Consider the following 18,322-nt stretch of genomic DNA (forward strand, 5'->3'; position numbering starts at 1 on the left):
TAGATGAATAATAGCAAATCCACCTCCACCAATATTGCCTGCTGCAGGATGAGTTACAGCTAAAGCATATCCAACAGCCACAGCTGCATCAATGGCATTGCCACCTTTATCAAGAATTTCTTTACCTATCTTTGTAGCATATTGACTACTGCTAATTGCAAGACCATTGCCATTAGTATCCTTAATAGGTGGATAGCTAGCTGCATTTAGTAAGTTTAGGGTTAGTAATAATATGCAAAATAATAGGAAAATACCTACTAATGATTTATCAGATTCCAATTTTATGATCTGATACTTATTGCCACTAATGCTATAAAACATAATAGCCTCCCTAAATAAGAGCAAATTAATTAATATTTACAAGATGTTTTGTTTTATCTCTAAATATTGCTAGATTGGTGAATCCGATATCCTTAATAATATTCAAACATTCTAAATAACCAAAGCCTATTTCAGAGATTCTATGAGCATCGCTACTTAATGTAATATCTAATTCTAGTTTTTTTATCATATTTAGAATCTCAATACTAGGGTATTGCTCTTTAATAGGCTTACGAAGTCCAGCTGCGTTAACTTCAATAACTATATCATTAGTTTTAGCTATTTGCAAAATATCATACAATCTAGGTAGAAGATTCCTAGGCAACACAGAGCCAAATATTTTTGGTAAATCTAAATGTCCAATGATTTGAAAATATCCACTCCTTAATAGCGATTCTATGGAATCCAAATAGCAATTCCAAGTAGCATGAACTCCTCTCTTGCTCCATTCTCCTATAAATTCAGGATTATCAAACCCCCATTTGTCCAAAAAATGAACAGAACCTATCAAATAATCGCAAGAAGCATTCAAGACTTCTTTACTAAGTAGATCTTCTCTTCCTAAAATATAATCTACTTCTAAAGCACATAAGATCTCTATGTCATCAAACTCATCTTTTAATGAGGAAACTTGTTCTAAATATTTAGGCAATATATCAAAACTCATGCGATATTTAGAATCAAAATCCATAGGCGCATGACATGAGAAGCCGAATACATTTATACCAAGCTCTTGTGCTTTATTAATATATTCCCGCATGCTGCCTGTTGCATGGTTGCAATATGTAGTATGATTATGCAAATCAACGCGCATACTATTCCTTACAATGTTTATTTAATTCTATCATAGAATCTAACATTACCTGCCATTTCAAACAGTTATTGATAAATCAATATTTTATCAATATACATGAGTAATGATCTAAAAGCTTATAATAGGCTATAATCAAAGCCATATTTTGCAGTATCAAATAAAATAATCAAGGAAGTATTATAATGACGGACTTTATTAAGCCATATAGAAACAAGGACACAATAAAAGCTTTAGCAAGAGAAATCAATAATATTGCTAAAAACTTAAAAGATGAATTATATATTATGGAAGTATGTGGTGGACATACCCATACGCTAATGAAGTATGGATTAAAGAATCTAATCAATTCAGATTCTATACATTTTATACATGGACCAGGTTGCCCTGTTTGTATTATGCCAAAATCTCGTATTTCAGAGGCTTATACGTTAGCTATGCTTCCAAATGTTATATTGTTAACACTTGGCGATATGATAAAAGTTCCGGGTGAGCTTGGTTCTTTGGCTGATGCTAGAGCTAAGGGAGCTGATGTACGTTTTGTGTATTCTCCAATGGATTGCCTAAAGGTAGCAAAAGAAAATCCAAATAAAAATGTAGTATATTTTGCCATTGGTTTTGAGACTACAACCCCCATGAGCGCGGCTATACTACAAAGAGCAATCAATGAAAGCATAAACAATCTTTATTTGCATATAAATCATGTTTTAGTCCCGCCTCCAGTGAGTGCTATTTTAGATGATGAGAGAGTTAAGGTTAATGCTCTCATTGCCCCTTCCCATGTAAGTGTAGTTAGTGGCGCAAAGATTTATTTACCATTAGCAAAAAATTATGGTATACCTATTGTTGTTAGTGGGTTTGAACCCGTTGATATGCTAGAGAGCATTATGCGAATAATAAAGCAAAAGATAGATGGAAATAATATGGTTGAGATGCAATATTCGCGTGCAGTTAATATGGAAGGAAATATAAAGGCACAAGAATTAATTAATACATATTTTGATGTTGCTCCAAGTTTTACTTGGAGAGGATTGGGGGACATTAAGAACTCAAGCCTATGCTTAAAAGAATCTTTTGCAAGATATGATGCGAAAATACATTTTGGAATTAAAGAAATAGAAAGTAAGGAATCTCCACATTGTCTATGTGGCAATATATTAAAAGGTTTGGCAAATCCTAAAGATTGTAAAGTATTTGGCAAAGGTTGTACTCCTAGCAAACCAATAGGTAGCTGTATGGTGAGTAGCGAAGGGGCTTGTGCAGCATACTATAAATATGGCTCATTAAGCAAAAAATAGCAATTAATAAAGATTTATTTAGAATAATAAGATGTAGGCTATAGCTAACGTAAGTTAGCAAATCTAAATAATAAAAATACTAAAATATAAAGGTGCTTATTAATACAGATCAAAAAATAATGATTACTACCAATTAAATATTATCAATTTCATAAATTACATTATAATAAACCAATAATCCATATGAAATATTTTCAGCAGAACTTAATAATATAAGGCATTAATTATTATGATACTTTCTAATTCCATTTGCTAATTTATTTAATCTTGCGCTTACACTTACATCATAATATTTAAATGTAAAATAAACATAGACTAAAATAAACGGATAGGACAACAAAGCTATATACTTAACCTATTGATATAATTTATGAAATAGGTATAATTTTATTGTTAGTAACTTTTAGCTTGTTAATCAAGCTCATATCGTTTGCATTCAAAGAAAAGTCAAATACATTAATGTTTTCTCTAATCCTATCTGGATTTGCTGAACGCGGCAGAGGAACAAAGCCTTTTTGCAAACTCCATCTCAACATGACTTGTGCTACAGTTTTATTGTATTTGTTACCAATTTTCTTTAACACAGGATTGAGCAATGCTTCCTTTCCGCGCGCTAGTGGGGAATAAGCCTGAATTGCTATTTTATGATGTCTACATATATCTATTAGCTTATCATCTACATAGAATGGATGAACTTCAATCTGGTTTACCATTGGTTTGATATTGCATTCAGGTATAAAAGCCTCTAAGTGATGTGGATAAAAATTACTAATACCAATAGCTTTAACCTTACCTTGTTTGTAAAGTTTCTCCATAGCTTCCCATACATTGATATCTCTCTCTAACCATTTGGGTCCGGATTTCTTTGGTTGAGGAAAATGAATTAAATACAAATCTATATAATCCATTTTAAGTTTAGCTAAGCTCTCGTTTACAGATTCTATAGTTTCATCGCTTGTAGTCTTATCATTCCATAACTTGCTAGTAATGAAAATATCATCTCTTGGAATCTTGCTTCGTATCACAGCTTCACCTACTTCGCGCTCTGTATCATAGCGAGTAGCTGTATCAATAAGCCTATAGCCATCATTTAGGGCATTTAAAATAGCATTTACCCCTTTTTCGCCGTTTAACCCATATGTGCCAAATCCAAAGATTGGCATTTTCACATTATTGTTTAATTTTTGTGTGCTAAATGGACCCTGAATCTGAAAGCGAGATGAAAAAGCATGTGCAGAAGTAAATATACTCTCTTTTGTTAGCATACCTAAACCAATAGTAGAGCTAACAATAGCCGTCATTTTGATAAAATCTCTTCTTGTCATATCACGCATAAAACCCCCTTACATAATTATGAACTTTAAAAAAGCTAATTATACATAAAATCTACAAGTTATTATTATTGATTATGTGTAAAGCTTATCTTCATATGACAATTATTTATCTTGTAAACATTGCCAAATATTTATTGCAAGCCTTCATGCTTGAATATAAATTTAATCAACCGTTTATTTTATACTTTATAGATAGAGTTAAAGATTTCAGCACTAGCCAAATATTTTCTTCTCGAAGCTATTGTAATATAGATCCCTTGCTTCATTTAGCGGAATTACAATATTTGAGATCTGTATGGATTGCGTGCCAACTTTGCCGATACAATAACATTCCAAACCCTTGCTATTTGCTAGATGCTTTATGATTCCTAAATTATGCGGGAATATTTCGCATACGATTTGACTATGTGTCTCGGCAAATAGAGATGTATTAGTTAGGTTGTTAAATTTCAAAAAATCTCTTAGTATTTCATGAATCAAAATCTTATTATTGCCAGTTAATGATAAAACATATTGCAAAGCAGTTTGTTTCCCACTATCAATCAAAGCATTAAATTCATTGTCATTATAATTAGTATAAAGCCTTGTTAACATATTAGCAATTTGCTTACCATAAAGTTTAGTAATTCTTCGATAATCTACAGTGCAAATAGATTCAAATGGAAGTAGTGCTTGAAGTCCTTTATTGCCAATGGTTGCCATTTTAGCTAAAGTTATAGCAATGCCCCCGCTGCCTATATCCTTAGCACTTAGTAATAGCCTAATTTGTGTGCATTCTTGTAGGAATTCCCAAAGCCTAAGTTCTATATCCAAATCAATTTCTACAATCTCGCCACTTGGCGGATTATTAAGGATTTTTTGTAATAATGAGCCTGCAAAATAAGAAGCATTGTTATTATATTTATGTTTGATTGTCTTATTAGATTCTTTGCTATTAGAATCATTTATGTTTGATTTCATGCATCTATTGGCATCTAATCCACATTCAACAACTTTTATACCCATATTATCACCATTGATCAATGCAGATTCTATATTTCCACCTATAAGACATATAAGCGAATCTTCTTTTACAAAATGACTTCCAATAGCATAACTATAGTCTTCTAAAAGACCAACGCTAACAATGCTTGGAGTAGGGTATATATCATTTTCATTGGTTTGATTGTATAGAGATACATTTCCGCTTACCACAGGCGTATTTAATGTAATACAAGCTTCTTTTATCCCATTGCAAGATTCCTTAAACTGCCACATTACTTCAGGATTCTCTGGATTACCAAAATTTAAGCAATTCGTAATAGCAAGCGGCTTTGCTCCGCTTAAAGCAACATTGCGTCCAGATTTGGCAACGGCTATCTTAGCCCCACCCCTTGGATCTAAATAGCAATAACGTGAATCGCATTTGGCACTCATGGAAATAGCTTTAGGGGAGGAAAAATTCTTTAGGCTAACAATACTTGCATCTCCTAAACCAGCGGCTTTAATTGTGCTAGCTTTTATACTTTGATCATATTGGTTATATATCCATGATTTATCATTTATATCAAGGCTAGATAACATTTCTCTAAAGACTATATTAGCTAATTCTTTGTCCATATTGCTATATATCAAATCTAAGGTATGTTCTTTAGAATAATTAGCACCATTGTTATAACTGTTAAAATCTTCATCTTTTTTGTAATAATTATGATATGGTTTAAAATTCTTATAATCTAGACTTAGCTGTAATTCCTTACAATATTTTAGATATTTAGGTTTACTTATGGGACGTTTTAATATAGTAGAGGATTCAACAACTTGATCTACCATTAGGCTAGCACATATATTGCCATGCCAAAATAGCTCCATCTTTCCGCTATCTGTAACCTCACCAATTACAACACAATCTAATTCATACTTGGCAAAAATCTCCTTGATTCTATCTTCACAACCTTTTTTCGCACAAATAAGCATTCTCTCTTGCGATTCTGAAAGCATAAGCTCATATGGACTCATACCACTTTCCCTCATTGGCACTCTCTCTAACCACAGAATCATACCGCTTTTACTCCTACTAGCCATTTCAAAACTAGAGCTAGTAAGCCCAGCTGCACCCATATCTTGTATACCAACGATTAGATCATTTTTAAAAACTTCTAAGCATGCATCTAAGAGTAGTTTTTCTGTAAATGGATCTCCAATCTGTACTGTTGGACGTAGGGCTTTTGTTTGAGAATCAAAACTATTGCTACTCATAATAGCACCACCTAATCCGTCTCTGCCTGTTTTACTACCTACATATACGATTGGATTCCCAATTCCGATAGCCTTACCATAGAATACTTCATTCTGCTTTGCAATGCCTAGGCTAAAGGCATTAACAAGTATATTACCATTATAGCAAGACTCAAAGCCAGTCTCTCCACCAATAGTTGGAATCCCCATGCAATTGCCATAGTGTCCAATACCATCAACTACACCATGAAGTAAATGAGTATGCTTTTTTTTCATAGAAGAATCCAAAATGTCTCCAAATCTCAATACATTTAGATTAGCTATTGGATTTGCCCCCATAGTAAAAATATCACGTAAGATTCCTCCAACACCAGTAGCAGCCCCAGCATTTGGCTCAATAAAGCTTGGATGATTATGGGATTCTATCTTGAATATTGCTACCAACCTTTCATTATTAGTATTTTCGCCTAAATCAATTACACCAGCATTTTCCCCTGGTCCTTGCAATACCCAAGGAGCTTTTGTTGGAAATTCTTTTAAATAAATCTTACTTGACTTATAACTACAGTGTTCACTCCACATTGCAGAAAAGATTCCAATTTCTATTAAATTTGGTTGGCGATTAAGCATTTGTGTAATCTTTATATAGTCTTCGCTGCTTAGTTTGTGTTGTCTCAAAATAGCCTCAATATTATCATCTGAAATACTAAAATTACTGCTCTTTTTGTCGCTCATTATTACCCCTATATAAAAATATATGCTAATTCTAACAAAACTACAATAAAGGGTTCTGCACAGATATGAAATATTTTTCTAATTTTATAGATGATTAAATAATTTATTTATGTTTTTTTTACTACAATATAAAAGTAGCCTTAAATTTTTTAATGGGGAGATTTGTGAATAAATGAAATACATAAAGTTTTTTGAGGAACTAAATAACCGCGATGTCCCTCTAGTTGGTGGCAAAAATGCAAGCATAGGAGAAATGTTTCAAGAGCTAGTGCCTGTTGGCATTAAGGTCCCAGATGGCTTTGCTATTACTAGCGATGCATATTGGTATCTTTTAGAAAGTGGCAATATAAAAGATCAGATTAGAGAGCTTTTAGTAAATGTTGATTATACAGAAATGGACGTTTTGAGGAATAGATGCAGCAAAATTAGAGAATTGATTTTTAGCACACCACTACCCCAAGACTTAAAAGATGAAATTTTCCAAGCTTATGATAAGCTAAGCCAAAGATATGGTATGACAGAAGCAGATGTCGCAGTTAGAAGTTCTGCTACTGCAGAGGATTTACCTGACGCAAGTTTCGCAGGACAACAAGATACTTATCTTAGTGTCAAAGGTAAAACAGATTTGGTTCACTATATTAAGTCTTGTTTTGCATCTCTCTTTACACATAGAGCAACAAGCTATCGTGCTGGTAAGAATTTTGATCACTTTAAGGTTGCATTAAGTGTTGGAGTACAAAAGATGGTACGTTCAGACAAAAGTGCAGCAGGTGTCATGTTTAGCATTGATACAGAAACCGGTTTTAAAGATGCTGTATTTATTACATCATCATGGGGACTTGGTGAAAACGTTGTTGGAGGAACAGTAAATCCAGATGAATTTTATGTATTTAAACCAACCTTAGAGCAGGGCAAAAAACCAATTATCAAGCGTAAACTAGGCACAAAAGATGTAAAAATGGTGTATTCACCTGCTGGTAGTGATAAGCCCACTATGAATGTAAGGACTACGCATCATGAAATGGAAACTTTTTCAATTACAGATGAAGATGTGCTGACACTTGCAAGATATGCAATTGACATTGAAAAACACTATACAAAAGAAGCAGGCGAATATAGACCAATGGATATGGAATGGGCAAAAGATGGTCAAAGCGGAGAAATATTCATAGTCCAAGCTAGGCCAGAAACCGTTCAAAGCCAAAAAAGCAAACACGGGGCAAAAATAGAAAAATTTCGCTTTAAAAATCCAATAGACAATGATAGAGAAGTAGTGTTAAGGGGTATGGCTATTGGAACAAAAATGGGTAGCGGTAAAATAAGGATTATCAATAACATAGAGCAAATGAATACTTTCAAAGAAGGTGAAATTCTAGTAACTGACAATACCGATCCAGATTGGGAGCCAGTGATGAAAAAAGCAGCTGCAGTTATAACAAATAGAGGCGGTAGAACATGTCATGCAGCTATTGTAGCAAGGGAGATAGGCGTTCCAACTATTGTTGGCGCGCACGGTGCAACTGAAGTGCTATATACAGATATGGAGGCAACAGTCTCTTGTAGCGAAGGTGAGGAGGGTTATGTATATGCAGGTATTCATGAATACGAGGTAGAAACAATATCTCTAGAGCACTTAGGAGAAACGAAGACAAAGATATATATGAATGTTGGAGACCCTGCTAAGGCATTTGGATTCTCATTTATACCTAATAGTGGGGTTGGTTTAGCTCGCATGGAGCATATTGTGCTACATCAAATTGTAGCTCACCCTTTAGCATTGCTTGATTTGCAAAATGATAAAACAATATACAACCAAGATGATGTAGTCAAATTAATACATGGATACGATAATCCAAAGGATTTTTTTATCAAGAAAATTGCAGAAGGTATGGGTATGATCGCGGCAGCTTTCTATCCAAATCCTGTTATTGTACGCACAAGCGACTTTAAAAGTAATGAATATAGGAATATGATTTCTGGAGAGTATTACGAGCCTCAAGAGGAAAATCCTATGCTAGGTTATCGTGGAGCGAGCAGATATTATTCAGAACAATATCGAACAGCATTTGAGTGGGAATGTCAAGCCTTAGCTATGGTAAGAGATGATATGGGATTAACAAATATGAAGATTATGATTCCATTCTTGAGGACACCAGAAGAAGGAAAAAAAGTATTAGAAATTATGAGACGTAATGGATTAGAATCTGGTAAAAATGGACTTGAAATATATGTAATGTGTGAATTGCCTGTTAATATTATACTAGCTGATGAATTTCTTAAAATATTTGATGGATATTCTATTGGTTCAAACGATTTGACACAACTAACTTTAGGGGTGGATAGAGATGGAGATTTGGTAAGTCATATTTTTGATGAAAGAAATCCAGCAATGCTAGAAATGTTTAAACAGGCTATTCAAGCATGTAAAAGACATGGCAAATATTGTGGAATTTGTGGGCAAGCTCCAAGTGACTATCCAGAGATTGCAGAATTCTTAGTGCAACAAGGTATTAGTTCAATTTCATTGAATCCAGATTCTGTTGTTATGACATGGGAACGTATCGAGCAGCTTGAAAAAAAGCTTAAATCAACAAACTAAAGGATTGTTATGTGGCAAAACAATAAAAATTGTGGTTTAGAAAAAGTTAATTTTGAGGAAAATGCAAAAAAAACTAAAGAGAGATATTATTTACGCAAGATTTCTGATATTGCTATACTTGGTGGAATGAGTGCAATGCTCGTTGCTGGATTAATAGGTTGTGATAGTAGTGCTCAAAGTGGGACTCAAGAAATACAAAAGAAACAAGGTGTAACAGTTACTTTACAAGAAAATAACGATGGCAGTTACACAATTATCGATGAAACTCCAAGTAGCGATGGAGATACTACAATAATAGTAAAGGACACAAATGGCAATAAGCGTGTGTTGAGCAAAGAAGAGGTTGATTCTTTAGTAGCTGAAGAAGAAAGAAGAATTGATAATGGAACTAGCACACTAACTAGTAGTGATGGTGGTGGGTTAGGCATTGGTGGTGCTATCCTAGCTAGTGCTGCTGGAGCATTAATTGGCAGCTATATAGGCAATAAGCTTTTTAATAATCCTAACTATAAGGCAAATGCACAGAGAAGTTACAATTCTCCATCTGCATATCAACGTTCTCAAACTTCTCCTGGTGCTGCTAGAACACAAAGCACTCAATCTACAACAAGAGCAGCTACCCCATCAAATGCTAAGAGTGGCTTCTTCTCTGGTAGCTCATCAAATAAGGGAGCAACATCAACAGCAAGCTCTTAAGTTCACGATTTAAAGCCGTTTACGTAAAAAAACAGTAATATATTTTTTACGTGATAGTTATGAATAAATTTATATATTCATTTTGATTTCAAATTTATAGGCTTTTATATAAGAGTTTATTGTAAGGTAAAATTATTGGAAATATATAGTTGCAAATTATTTAAGAAATAGTAAATAGAGATTATTATTCAAAACAATAAACCATAACGCAAATATAAAATAGTATAACTATAGCAATTAATAAAAAAGAGCTAGTTAGGTATTTTAATAAAAAGTTAAATATTTCTAAAATCCAATCAGATTAACCTTACATGAAATGCCATTTATAACACAACGTATAGAAGTAGATAAGGCTTCCTTGCGTGCATACTTTGGGCTTACTTTATTTATAATTTGTCAATAATCCACGTTAGAGTCGATTCCATGACACATGCAATACCGCCTAACTGCAAGCTTTTAGTGCAAAGCAAGACTCCTTTAGAAAAAGGAATGCCAAGAGAAGAGCAAATATGTGTTACTCGCATAGATAATGAGCTATATATCAAACGTTTTCAGAAACGTCTAAAATACAAACTTATAAGCGATAATAAAAGTTATAATGATATAGTCCTAGAGGGAGAAAACTACGAAATATATTGTAGTAGGATTATTTCAAAAGTTATAATGCTAAACTATCTCAATATACACAATGTATGCTTTCCAATCTTTAAATTAAACACCTTTAAAAATCGTTTAAATGCCATTTAAATCATGCTTCCTTGCACTTTTTTGACTCATGTATAAAAAATTTAAAGGAATATATAGGACTTTTTATGCAATATATAGGATTCTTTTGACAAAGTTCAATTCTTAGGTTCACTTTGATTTTAAACAATACTGTATGCTATTACAGAATTAACCTATACAATAAATAAAATAGTGGTAATAGCATCAAAGATTAATAGCTATTGCTATAATGTAAAAATTTAAATATTACCTGCTTTCATCTCTGCCATCATTTTATCAAATGCTTCTTTTGTGCCTTTTCTTACTGGTTGCATAAGGCTTACTATAATAATAGCAAGGCTAGCACATACAAATCCCGGGACAATCTCATAGATTGGAAAATACTCATACAGATAATTATTATGTATAACAACCACTACTGCACCTATTACCATTCCAGCTATTGCACCCATACGAGTCATACGACTCCAAAAAAGCGAAAATAAAATTACACTTCCAAAGCTAGCACCGAATCCAGCCCAAGCATAAGATACGATAGATAAAATACTAGAGTTTTTATCTGTAGAAATAAAAAATGCAACAAGAGATACAGCCAAAACACTAGCTCGACTAAAGAACATAACTTGCCTTGGAGTGGCATCTCTTTTTAGAATCTTTTTATAAAAGTCCTCTGCTACAGTTGAGGCTGAAACAAGTAATTGACTGCTTGCTGTACTCATTATTGCAGCTAGCAATGCTGATAGGAATATCCCTGTAATCCAAGGGTTAAAAAGAGTTTGAGACATAACTATAAATATTTTTTCTGGGTCATTAAAAGATAAATCAAACTTTGTTATATAGGCAACGCCCAAGATTCCCAATAGACACGCACCAAATAAGCTTATTATCATCCATGACATACCAATTAATGTTGCTTTTGGTATATCCCTAGTAGAACGAATTGACATAAATCGAACAATTATATGAGGTTGCCCAAAATATCCAAGTCCCCAAGCTACAGCAGAAATAACGCTAAGAAGAGTAACATTATGCAAAAATGAGAAATGAGACTTTGCGCCAAGTGATTTTTTTATTGTAGAATCTATATCAGCAAATAAGGCGTTCAAATCTTTTTCTATCTTATCGCTTGATTGCCCATTATTTATGGAATCTTGAATAGATAATGCTCTACCTTGTAAAGATTTAAAACTAGCCTTAGTATCATCTATACTAATTTCACTTAGCATATTCAACGATTGTATAATTGATTCCAAATTATTTATTGCATTATTAGTATTTTGTTTGCTTTGCTCTAGGAGGGCGTTCACATCAGTGTCAAGGTATTGATATGTTTTTTGCACTTTTTCGTTATGAATATCATCACTTTTGTTTACTAGATCGACAACTTCACCAAATCCACCAATATGAAAAAGCATGACAATAGGCACAATTATTAATGCTATCATCATCAATATTCCTTGTAACAAATCTGTCCAACATACGGCTAAATATCCACCAAAAAAAGTATATGCAACAATAATGCCTGCACCAATTATTAAAGAGATATTGTAATCAATAGAAAATGTTTGCTCAAATAACTTTCCACCCGCAATAAGTCCTGATGAGATATAAAATACAAAAAATACTAAAATCACAATCGCAGAAATAAGACGTAAAATATGCTTATCATCAGAGAATCTGGTCTCAAAATAATCTGGAATTGTTATTGAGTTAGCAACTACTTCAGTATAGATTCTAAGTCTCTTTGCTACAAGCATCCAATTTATAAACATACCAACACTAAGTCCAATAGCAATCCAAGCATTAAGTAATCCTGCAACATAAAGTGCGCCTGGCAATCCCATTAATAGCCAACTACTCATATCAGATGCGCCCGCACTTAAGGCACTAACAGCAGCTCCTACATTCCTTCCACCAAGAAAAAATTGTTCTGGATTCCTTATTTGCCTATAAAAATAAATTCCAATACCAATCATAATAAGAGCATATATCCCAAATGTTATAAATATAGGTAGGCTTAGATTTTGAACCTCTAATGTATTTGTCATAACTATTCCTTTTTATAAATTATGATTATTTCAAGAAACTTGAATAGAAGCTGCTAATAAATATAATTAATATGATAAATGGGATAATATACTTAACATATAAAAACCATATATCAACAACTTTAGAATATTTCTCACTGCCGTTTAAAATCTCTTTCTTAGCTTCGTCTTTTAACACCCAACCAACAAACAATGCACAACCAAGTGATGTAAGTATAAAAAATATGGTAGCACTAATATCATCAAAGGCATCAAATATACTTTTACCAAATATTCTTACATCTTTCCATATATTATCACCAAGAATAGATGGGATATTGCCTAGTAAAAAGATAACCCCCAACACAGCAAATACTGCTAACTTTTTATTTATTCCGAACTTTTCTTCTAAGACTACAATTAATACTTGAAAATTAGGCATTGATGTAGTAAATGCAGCAAGCATTAGTAAACAGAAAAAAGCAACCATAAAAAATGTGCCACCATGCATCTTAGAAAATACAATTGGCAAACTTTCAAATACTAGACTAGGTCCTGCATTTGGGCTGATACCAAATGTAAATAGAGATGGAAATATCATAAATCCGGCTATAACAGCAATTAAAGTATTAACAATACCTGTTATAACCGAAGTTTTGACTAATTGCTCTTTTTTATGTAAATGAGAAGAAAGCGTAATCATAACTCCAAAACCAAGTGATAATGCGAAGAAGACTTGACCCAACACGGCTACAAACAACTGTGGTGTAATCTTACTGAAATCAGGTGTGAGATAATATTTTATTCCTTCCATAGCCCCCGATAAAGTAATATTACGTAACACCATGCCAATCATGATTAAGAATAACAATGGCATAAGAATCTTTGCTGCCCTTTCAATTCCATTTATGACGCCTCTTGTTAAGACAATGTAATTTACCAATACAAATAAGAATGTAGCTATGCTAATTGCTATAGGTGAATTTACTACATTGTTCTGATAGAATTCCTTAGTAATGTCGGCATTTAACTCTTGTGATGCAGATAAATTACCAAGCGTAGAATGATAAATATAGTTTAATACCCAACCACCAATAACCATATAGTAAGCCATAATTCCAAACGCACCAATAAGCCCTGTCACTCCAACAATCTTCCAAAGACGAGAAATAGGCTTACCATTAGAGCTACCACCAAAGCAATCTAGTGAATTTTTATGCATTCTTCTACCAATTGCATTTTCTACTAGAATCATAGGTATCCCAATGACAATCATTGCTATACAAAATGTAAGCACATATGCACCGCCACCATTCTGTCCTACAAGATAAGGGAAACGCCATGTTGCACCAAATCCAATAGTTGCACCAGCAACGGTTAGAATATAGGCTATTTGAGAACTCCAAACAGGTCTTTGCATAATATATCCTTAAATATTTTTATTTATTAGTGATTTATTTATCATGAATGTATTTTGTAAATATCAGTTAGTTTAGCAATAATTGATTGTTGGTAAGTATAAAAAAAGATACCTTTGGTAACATTTTGTAAAATTACCGCTATGTTTATAATCTATGTATTCTATAATTTAATCACGCTATGCATATGAATAAAATATCTATAACAAGAAAGAAATCTCTATCATAATGTTAAACCTTAATGGGTCAACATCATTAAAATTAAACAACAAAATCAATATACTAAGTTAGAGATTATCAATACGTATCATAAATGGAGATTCTATAATATCTTGCAATATAGACAGTTCACTTAATGCTTTTTGTATTTGTGCTTCTGTGCAAATATGCGTAGATAACAATAAATAGGCATATTGGGAATCCAAATTTTTTGGATTCTTCTGAATGAGAGATTTGATTGAAATTTGATGTAAGGCAAATACATGAGAAATATTGGATAACACTCCTAACTTATCTCTCACCTTTAATCTGATGTAGTAGCAACAAGATATTTTATCTCTTGGCATAAGCTCTATATCATGCCCAATACTATAAGTGTCATTTGCATAGCCAAGCATAGGCATAGAATGTGGAGTAGATTCTGAAGGAACTGTATTTTTAATATTATGCAATAAGACTTTATTTCTTGCAATTTCGATAATGTCGCTTATCACTGAGCTAGCTGTTTGGCTACCACCAGCTCCTGCACCGTAATAAAGCATTTCGCCAACATTATCGCCCACAACGCTAATAGCATTCATTACGCCGCTTACCTTAGCTAGCATACAATCCTTAGGTATCATTGCTAAATGCGCTCTTAGTTCTAGTTGGTTATTAGTCTTCTTAGCTACACCTAGTAGTTTGATTTCATATTCACTTCCCCTTGCAAAGTTTATATCTTCTAATGTTAATCCTTCTATGCCTTCAACAATAATGTCATCTATCTTGGCATTGATTCCATATGCAAGTGAAGCTAGAATAAGTAACTTATGCGCGCTATCACTGCCGTTTATATCTAGTGCGGGATTTGCTTCTGCATAACCCAACTCTTGAGCTTGCTTTAGAGCAGATTCAAAACTTTCATTCTTTTGACTCATTTGAGTTAAGATATAATTACTAGTGCCATTCATAATGCCACGAATGCTTATAATATGGTTGGCACATAACCCATCGCGCAAAACTCTTATAATTGGTATAGCTCCGCAAACACTTGCCTCAAATCCAATTGGAATTCCATTATTTCTTACTTCCAAATCATGCCTATGATATGCTAGCATTGCTTTGTTTGCTGTTACAAATGCCTTATTACGCTCTAATGCCTGTAGTGCAATAGAATAGGGCAATTCTATACCACCTATAAGCTCTACAATAATCTCAATATCTTTATCATTAAGCGCGTCATTAATATCTGTGCTTAGCGGAATGGAGATATTTTTATTATCTATGTTTCGAGCTATTGCAATCTTTGGAATAATACTTACACCAGCTCTTGCAGTTATGATATCCTGATTGTTTTGCAATATATCAATAACAGCCTTGCCAACTGTGCCAACACCTAAAATAGCTATAAAGATTTTCTCCACTTTGAACCCCATAAAAAAATTCTAGAATTATACTTAAAGTTTTTATATATTACTATTTAGAATCTCCACAATTCATTTAAGATTCTAGTTAACCTCAAATATTATTTTATTCTAATTTTATAACTTTATACAATAATATATTAGCTATAATACAATACTAGAATTTGTATAAACTTAAATCGGAGCAAGAATTATGGGTGGAGTAATTTTGTGTATCGATGATGATAAAGATTTGCTAGATTTGCTAGAATTAAATCTCAATGCTACATTAGGGCAAAGTGGTTTTGAGACTGTTGGCTGTTTGAATACTCAAATAGCATGGCGTTTTATTGAAAAAGAATGTATAGCCTTTATCCTCATGGATAAAAATTTGGCTGCAGACGATGGTTTGCAGTTTGCTAAGCAACTAAAAGATTCTGGCTATGATATACCAATTATATTTTTGAGTGCTTTAAGCACACCATTTGATAAGATATCTGCACTTGAATATGCTGATGATTATATTACAAAGCCCTTTGACTTTGATGAAGTCATAGCTAGAATTTTTGCAGTTCTTAGAAGATATAGCAAAAATATCAATCAAAAAGTAATTAAATACAAGGGAATCGCTCTAAATAAACACACAAAAGAGCTTTGTATTGATAATTTAGAAATTACGCTAAGCCCGCTTGAAGCAAGAATTATGTTCTACTTTATAAAAAACGGAGGGCAGATTTTAACTAGGAGTTTTTTACTAAATAAAGCATGGGGAGATGAGAAAAAATATCATGAGAATAGTGTAAATGTAGCTATAAAGAGGTTACGAAAAAAAATAGAAAAAGAAACAAATGTTATTAAGATTAAATCCATTCGAGGTAGGGGATATAAGCTATGCTAGCTCTTTGTGTTATTTGTATGTATGGTTTTTAGATAACTTAAGCCAATGATACACAATAGATGTAAGGTTAAGAACACTCTTAAATATGCAAAGGAATTTTAATAGTATACATAAACTTGGCTTTATCACAAGCAAATTAAACTAATTAATAAAATCAATATTTTGTATAAAGTTAGCATAACATTGGCTCTGTTTTAAAATGGAAACAGCTAACATTCTTTAAATGGTAAACTTGAAATAGATAAACATGCAATCTCCAAGTATAACAATATTATAGTATTTATCTTAATTGCAACTCTTGTATAATAAATTAACCTCAAAATTTGCTTTAGTGCTACATAGTTGCGCTCAAACACTCATTTTTGATAAAATTTAGCATTTTTATGATTAAACATAAGGAAATTTATGCATAACTCGGAGCTTGTGTCCTTTGGCATAATTGCATTATTGATTGTTATAGCACCATATATTAGTCGCTTAACGCGTTTGCCTGTAGCTGTTATAGAAATTATACTTGGAGCACTTACATGCCATTATGGACTTTTTAAAAACTCAGATACACTAAACACAGTCGCTCATGTAAGCTTCCTATATCTAATGCTATTAGCAGGTATGGAAGTTGATTTACGAGGGTTTAGTAGGCTAGGTAGATCATTTTATAAAAAGGCTATGCTATATTTTGGAACTCTTTATGCTATATGTGCTGTCATTGTGATTGCTATGCAATTAAAATGGATTTATATAGCAATACTTCCTGTGATGAGTCTTGGTATGATTGTGGCTCTACTAAGAGATTATGGCAAAACTCATAAATGGCTAAATATAGCACTTCGTATTGGAATAATAGGTGAACTAGCAAGTATAGTAGCTCTTATTATGGTGCAAAATGGCTACTCACAAAATAGCGATAATTCACCATTTGAAATATATAAATCTTTTATCTTACTGGCTATATTTATTATAACCTTTGCAATTTTGTTTCGTATTAGTAAAATAATATTTTGGTGGAAGCCAACCTTAAAACTTTGGTTCATGCCTACAAACGACAGTTACAATCAAGATATACGATTTAGCTTCATGCTATTCTTTGTGCTAATTGGGATAACTACGTTAATGGATATTGAAGATGTTTTAGGCGCATTCCTAGCAGGAATGGTTGTGGCTACATTTTTTTCATACAAATATGATATGGTACATAAGTTAAATGATATAGGATTTGGATTCTTTGTGCCACTATTTTTTGTCTATGTGGGTTCAACTCTTAACCTAAATGCAATCCTACATGATCATAAGATAGTCTGGTATGGCATTAGCATAGCATTTGTTATGTTTCTAATACGTCTTATAGCTTCATACTTTGCGTTTAAATCTTACTTTTGTAGTTTAAAGGATACTACTCTTTTTGCATTAAGTGGTTGTATGCCACTTACATTTTTAGTAGCAATAGCAAAAATAGGTTTAGGATTTAAAGCTATAGATGATTCTGAATATTATTCTTTAGTGATTGCAGCAGTATTTGAAGCAGTATTTTTCACAGTATTAATAAAAATAATATTCTATTCAGGAAATAGCAAAGCAAGGAAAGATTAAAACATATATATTTTGTTCAATTCATAGTATATGTTTGCTTGCTATCATCTC

Annotated in this window: 13 protein-coding genes; 6 read left to right on the top strand and 7 right to left on the bottom strand. The window is 32.8% G+C overall.

Features of this window, described 5'->3' with window-relative positions; genetic code table 11:
- Together LS73_RS03455 and LS73_RS03460 are read right to left on the bottom strand one after the other, a co-directional pair.
- The coding region (locus LS73_RS03455; RefSeq protein ID WP_201273577.1) for a gamma-glutamyltransferase at positions 1 to 321 on the bottom strand (321 nt) is incomplete at its 3' end.
- Positions 322 to 346: 25 nt separating this feature from the next.
- Complete coding sequence (locus LS73_RS03460; RefSeq protein ID WP_034556598.1) at positions 347 to 1,135, bottom strand: histidinol-phosphatase; 789 nt, start codon at positions 1,133 to 1,135, stop codon at positions 347 to 349.
- 176 nt (positions 1,136 to 1,311) lie between these two features.
- On the opposite strand from LS73_RS03460, the gene hypD reads away from it, so the two are divergent.
- A complete protein-coding gene (gene hypD, locus LS73_RS03465) occupies positions 1,312 to 2,430 on the top strand; it encodes a hydrogenase formation protein HypD (protein WP_407918757.1) in 1,119 nt (372 codons plus the stop codon).
- A gap of 368 nt (positions 2,431 to 2,798) precedes the next feature.
- Here the strand turns inward: hypD and LS73_RS03470 are convergent, their stop codons facing one another.
- Positions 2,799 to 3,764 carry an aldo/keto reductase gene (locus tag LS73_RS03470; protein WP_052089416.1) on the bottom strand — a complete coding sequence of 322 codons (966 nt, stop codon included), beginning with the start codon at positions 3,762 to 3,764 and terminating at the stop codon, positions 2,799 to 2,801.
- 213 nt (positions 3,765 to 3,977) lie between these two features.
- Positions 3,978 to 6,716 (bottom strand): phosphoribosylformylglycinamidine synthase subunit PurL, encoded by a 2,739-nt coding sequence (purL, locus tag LS73_RS03475; protein ID WP_052089417.1) that lies wholly within the window; start codon positions 6,714 to 6,716, stop codon positions 3,978 to 3,980.
- 172 nt (positions 6,717 to 6,888) lie between these two features.
- Here purL and ppsA point away from each other — a divergent pair, with 172 nt between their 5' ends.
- From ppsA to LS73_RS03490, 3 genes are all read left to right on the top strand, one after another.
- Entirely contained in the window at positions 6,889 to 9,315 is a 2,427-nt protein-coding gene (ppsA, locus tag LS73_RS03480; protein WP_034556603.1) for a pyruvate, water dikinase, read from the top strand.
- 9 nt (positions 9,316 to 9,324) lie between these two features.
- Complete coding sequence (locus LS73_RS03485; RefSeq protein ID WP_052089418.1) at positions 9,325 to 10,011, top strand: hypothetical protein; 687 nt, start codon at positions 9,325 to 9,327, stop codon at positions 10,009 to 10,011.
- Positions 10,012 to 10,404: 393 nt separating this feature from the next.
- A complete protein-coding gene (locus LS73_RS03490; protein WP_267891669.1) occupies positions 10,405 to 10,758 on the top strand; it encodes a S24 family peptidase in 354 nt (117 codons plus the stop codon).
- Positions 10,759 to 10,976: 218 nt separating this feature from the next.
- Here LS73_RS03490 and LS73_RS03495 read toward each other — a convergent pair whose 3' ends face one another.
- The 3 genes from LS73_RS03495 to LS73_RS03505 form a co-directional block, all read right to left on the bottom strand.
- Complete coding sequence (locus LS73_RS03495) at positions 10,977 to 12,785, bottom strand: sodium:solute symporter family transporter (RefSeq protein ID WP_034556606.1); 1,809 nt, start codon at positions 12,783 to 12,785, stop codon at positions 10,977 to 10,979.
- A gap of 25 nt (positions 12,786 to 12,810) precedes the next feature.
- The gene (locus LS73_RS03500; RefSeq protein ID WP_034556607.1) at positions 12,811 to 14,184 is read right to left on the bottom strand and encodes a sodium-dependent transporter; all 1,374 of its coding nucleotides are present in this window, start codon (positions 14,182 to 14,184) and stop codon (positions 12,811 to 12,813) included.
- Positions 14,185 to 14,469: 285 nt separating this feature from the next.
- Positions 14,470 to 15,816 carry a homoserine dehydrogenase gene (locus tag LS73_RS03505; RefSeq protein WP_034556610.1) on the bottom strand — a complete coding sequence of 449 codons (1,347 nt, stop codon included), beginning with the start codon at positions 15,814 to 15,816 and terminating at the stop codon, positions 14,470 to 14,472.
- A gap of 181 nt (positions 15,817 to 15,997) precedes the next feature.
- Between LS73_RS03505 and LS73_RS03510 the strand changes: the two genes are divergently transcribed.
- Together LS73_RS03510 and LS73_RS03515 are read left to right on the top strand one after the other, a co-directional pair.
- Complete coding sequence (locus tag LS73_RS03510) at positions 15,998 to 16,681, top strand: response regulator transcription factor (RefSeq protein WP_034556612.1); 684 nt, start codon at positions 15,998 to 16,000, stop codon at positions 16,679 to 16,681.
- Between the two features lie 405 nt (positions 16,682 to 17,086).
- Entirely contained in the window at positions 17,087 to 18,271 is a 1,185-nt protein-coding gene (locus tag LS73_RS03515; protein WP_034556614.1) for a cation:proton antiporter, read from the top strand.
- The last annotated feature ends 51 nt before the right edge of the window (positions 18,272 to 18,322 follow it).

The organism is Helicobacter muridarum (genome assembly GCF_000765805.2).
GTDB lineage: Bacteria > Campylobacterota > Campylobacteria > Campylobacterales > Helicobacteraceae > Helicobacter_A > Helicobacter_A muridarum.

Bases quoted from the DNA above. Each gene is read 5' to 3' on its own strand.
- LS73_RS03460 (WP_034556598.1), bottom strand. From the start codon at position 1,135: ATGCGCGTTGATTTGCATAATCATACTACATATTGCAACCATGCAACA.
- LS73_RS03470 (WP_052089416.1), bottom strand. From the start codon at position 3,764: ATGCGTGATATGACAAGAAGAGATTTTATCAAAATGACGGCTATTGTT.
- purL (WP_052089417.1), bottom strand. From the start codon at position 6,716: ATGAGCGACAAAAAGAGCAGTAATTTTAGTATTTCAGATGATAATATT.
- ppsA (WP_034556603.1), top strand. From the start codon at position 6,889: ATGAAATACATAAAGTTTTTTGAGGAACTAAATAACCGCGATGTCCCT.
- LS73_RS03485 (WP_052089418.1), top strand. From the start codon at position 9,325: ATGTGGCAAAACAATAAAAATTGTGGTTTAGAAAAAGTTAATTTTGAG.
- LS73_RS03495 (WP_034556606.1), bottom strand. From the start codon at position 12,785: ATGACAAATACATTAGAGGTTCAAAATCTAAGCCTACCTATATTTATA.
- LS73_RS03500 (WP_034556607.1), bottom strand. From the start codon at position 14,184: ATGCAAAGACCTGTTTGGAGTTCTCAAATAGCCTATATTCTAACCGTT.
- LS73_RS03505 (WP_034556610.1), bottom strand. From the start codon at position 15,816: ATGGGGTTCAAAGTGGAGAAAATCTTTATAGCTATTTTAGGTGTTGGC.
- LS73_RS03510 (WP_034556612.1), top strand. From the start codon at position 15,998: ATGGGTGGAGTAATTTTGTGTATCGATGATGATAAAGATTTGCTAGAT.
- LS73_RS03515 (WP_034556614.1), top strand. From the start codon at position 17,087: ATGCATAACTCGGAGCTTGTGTCCTTTGGCATAATTGCATTATTGATT.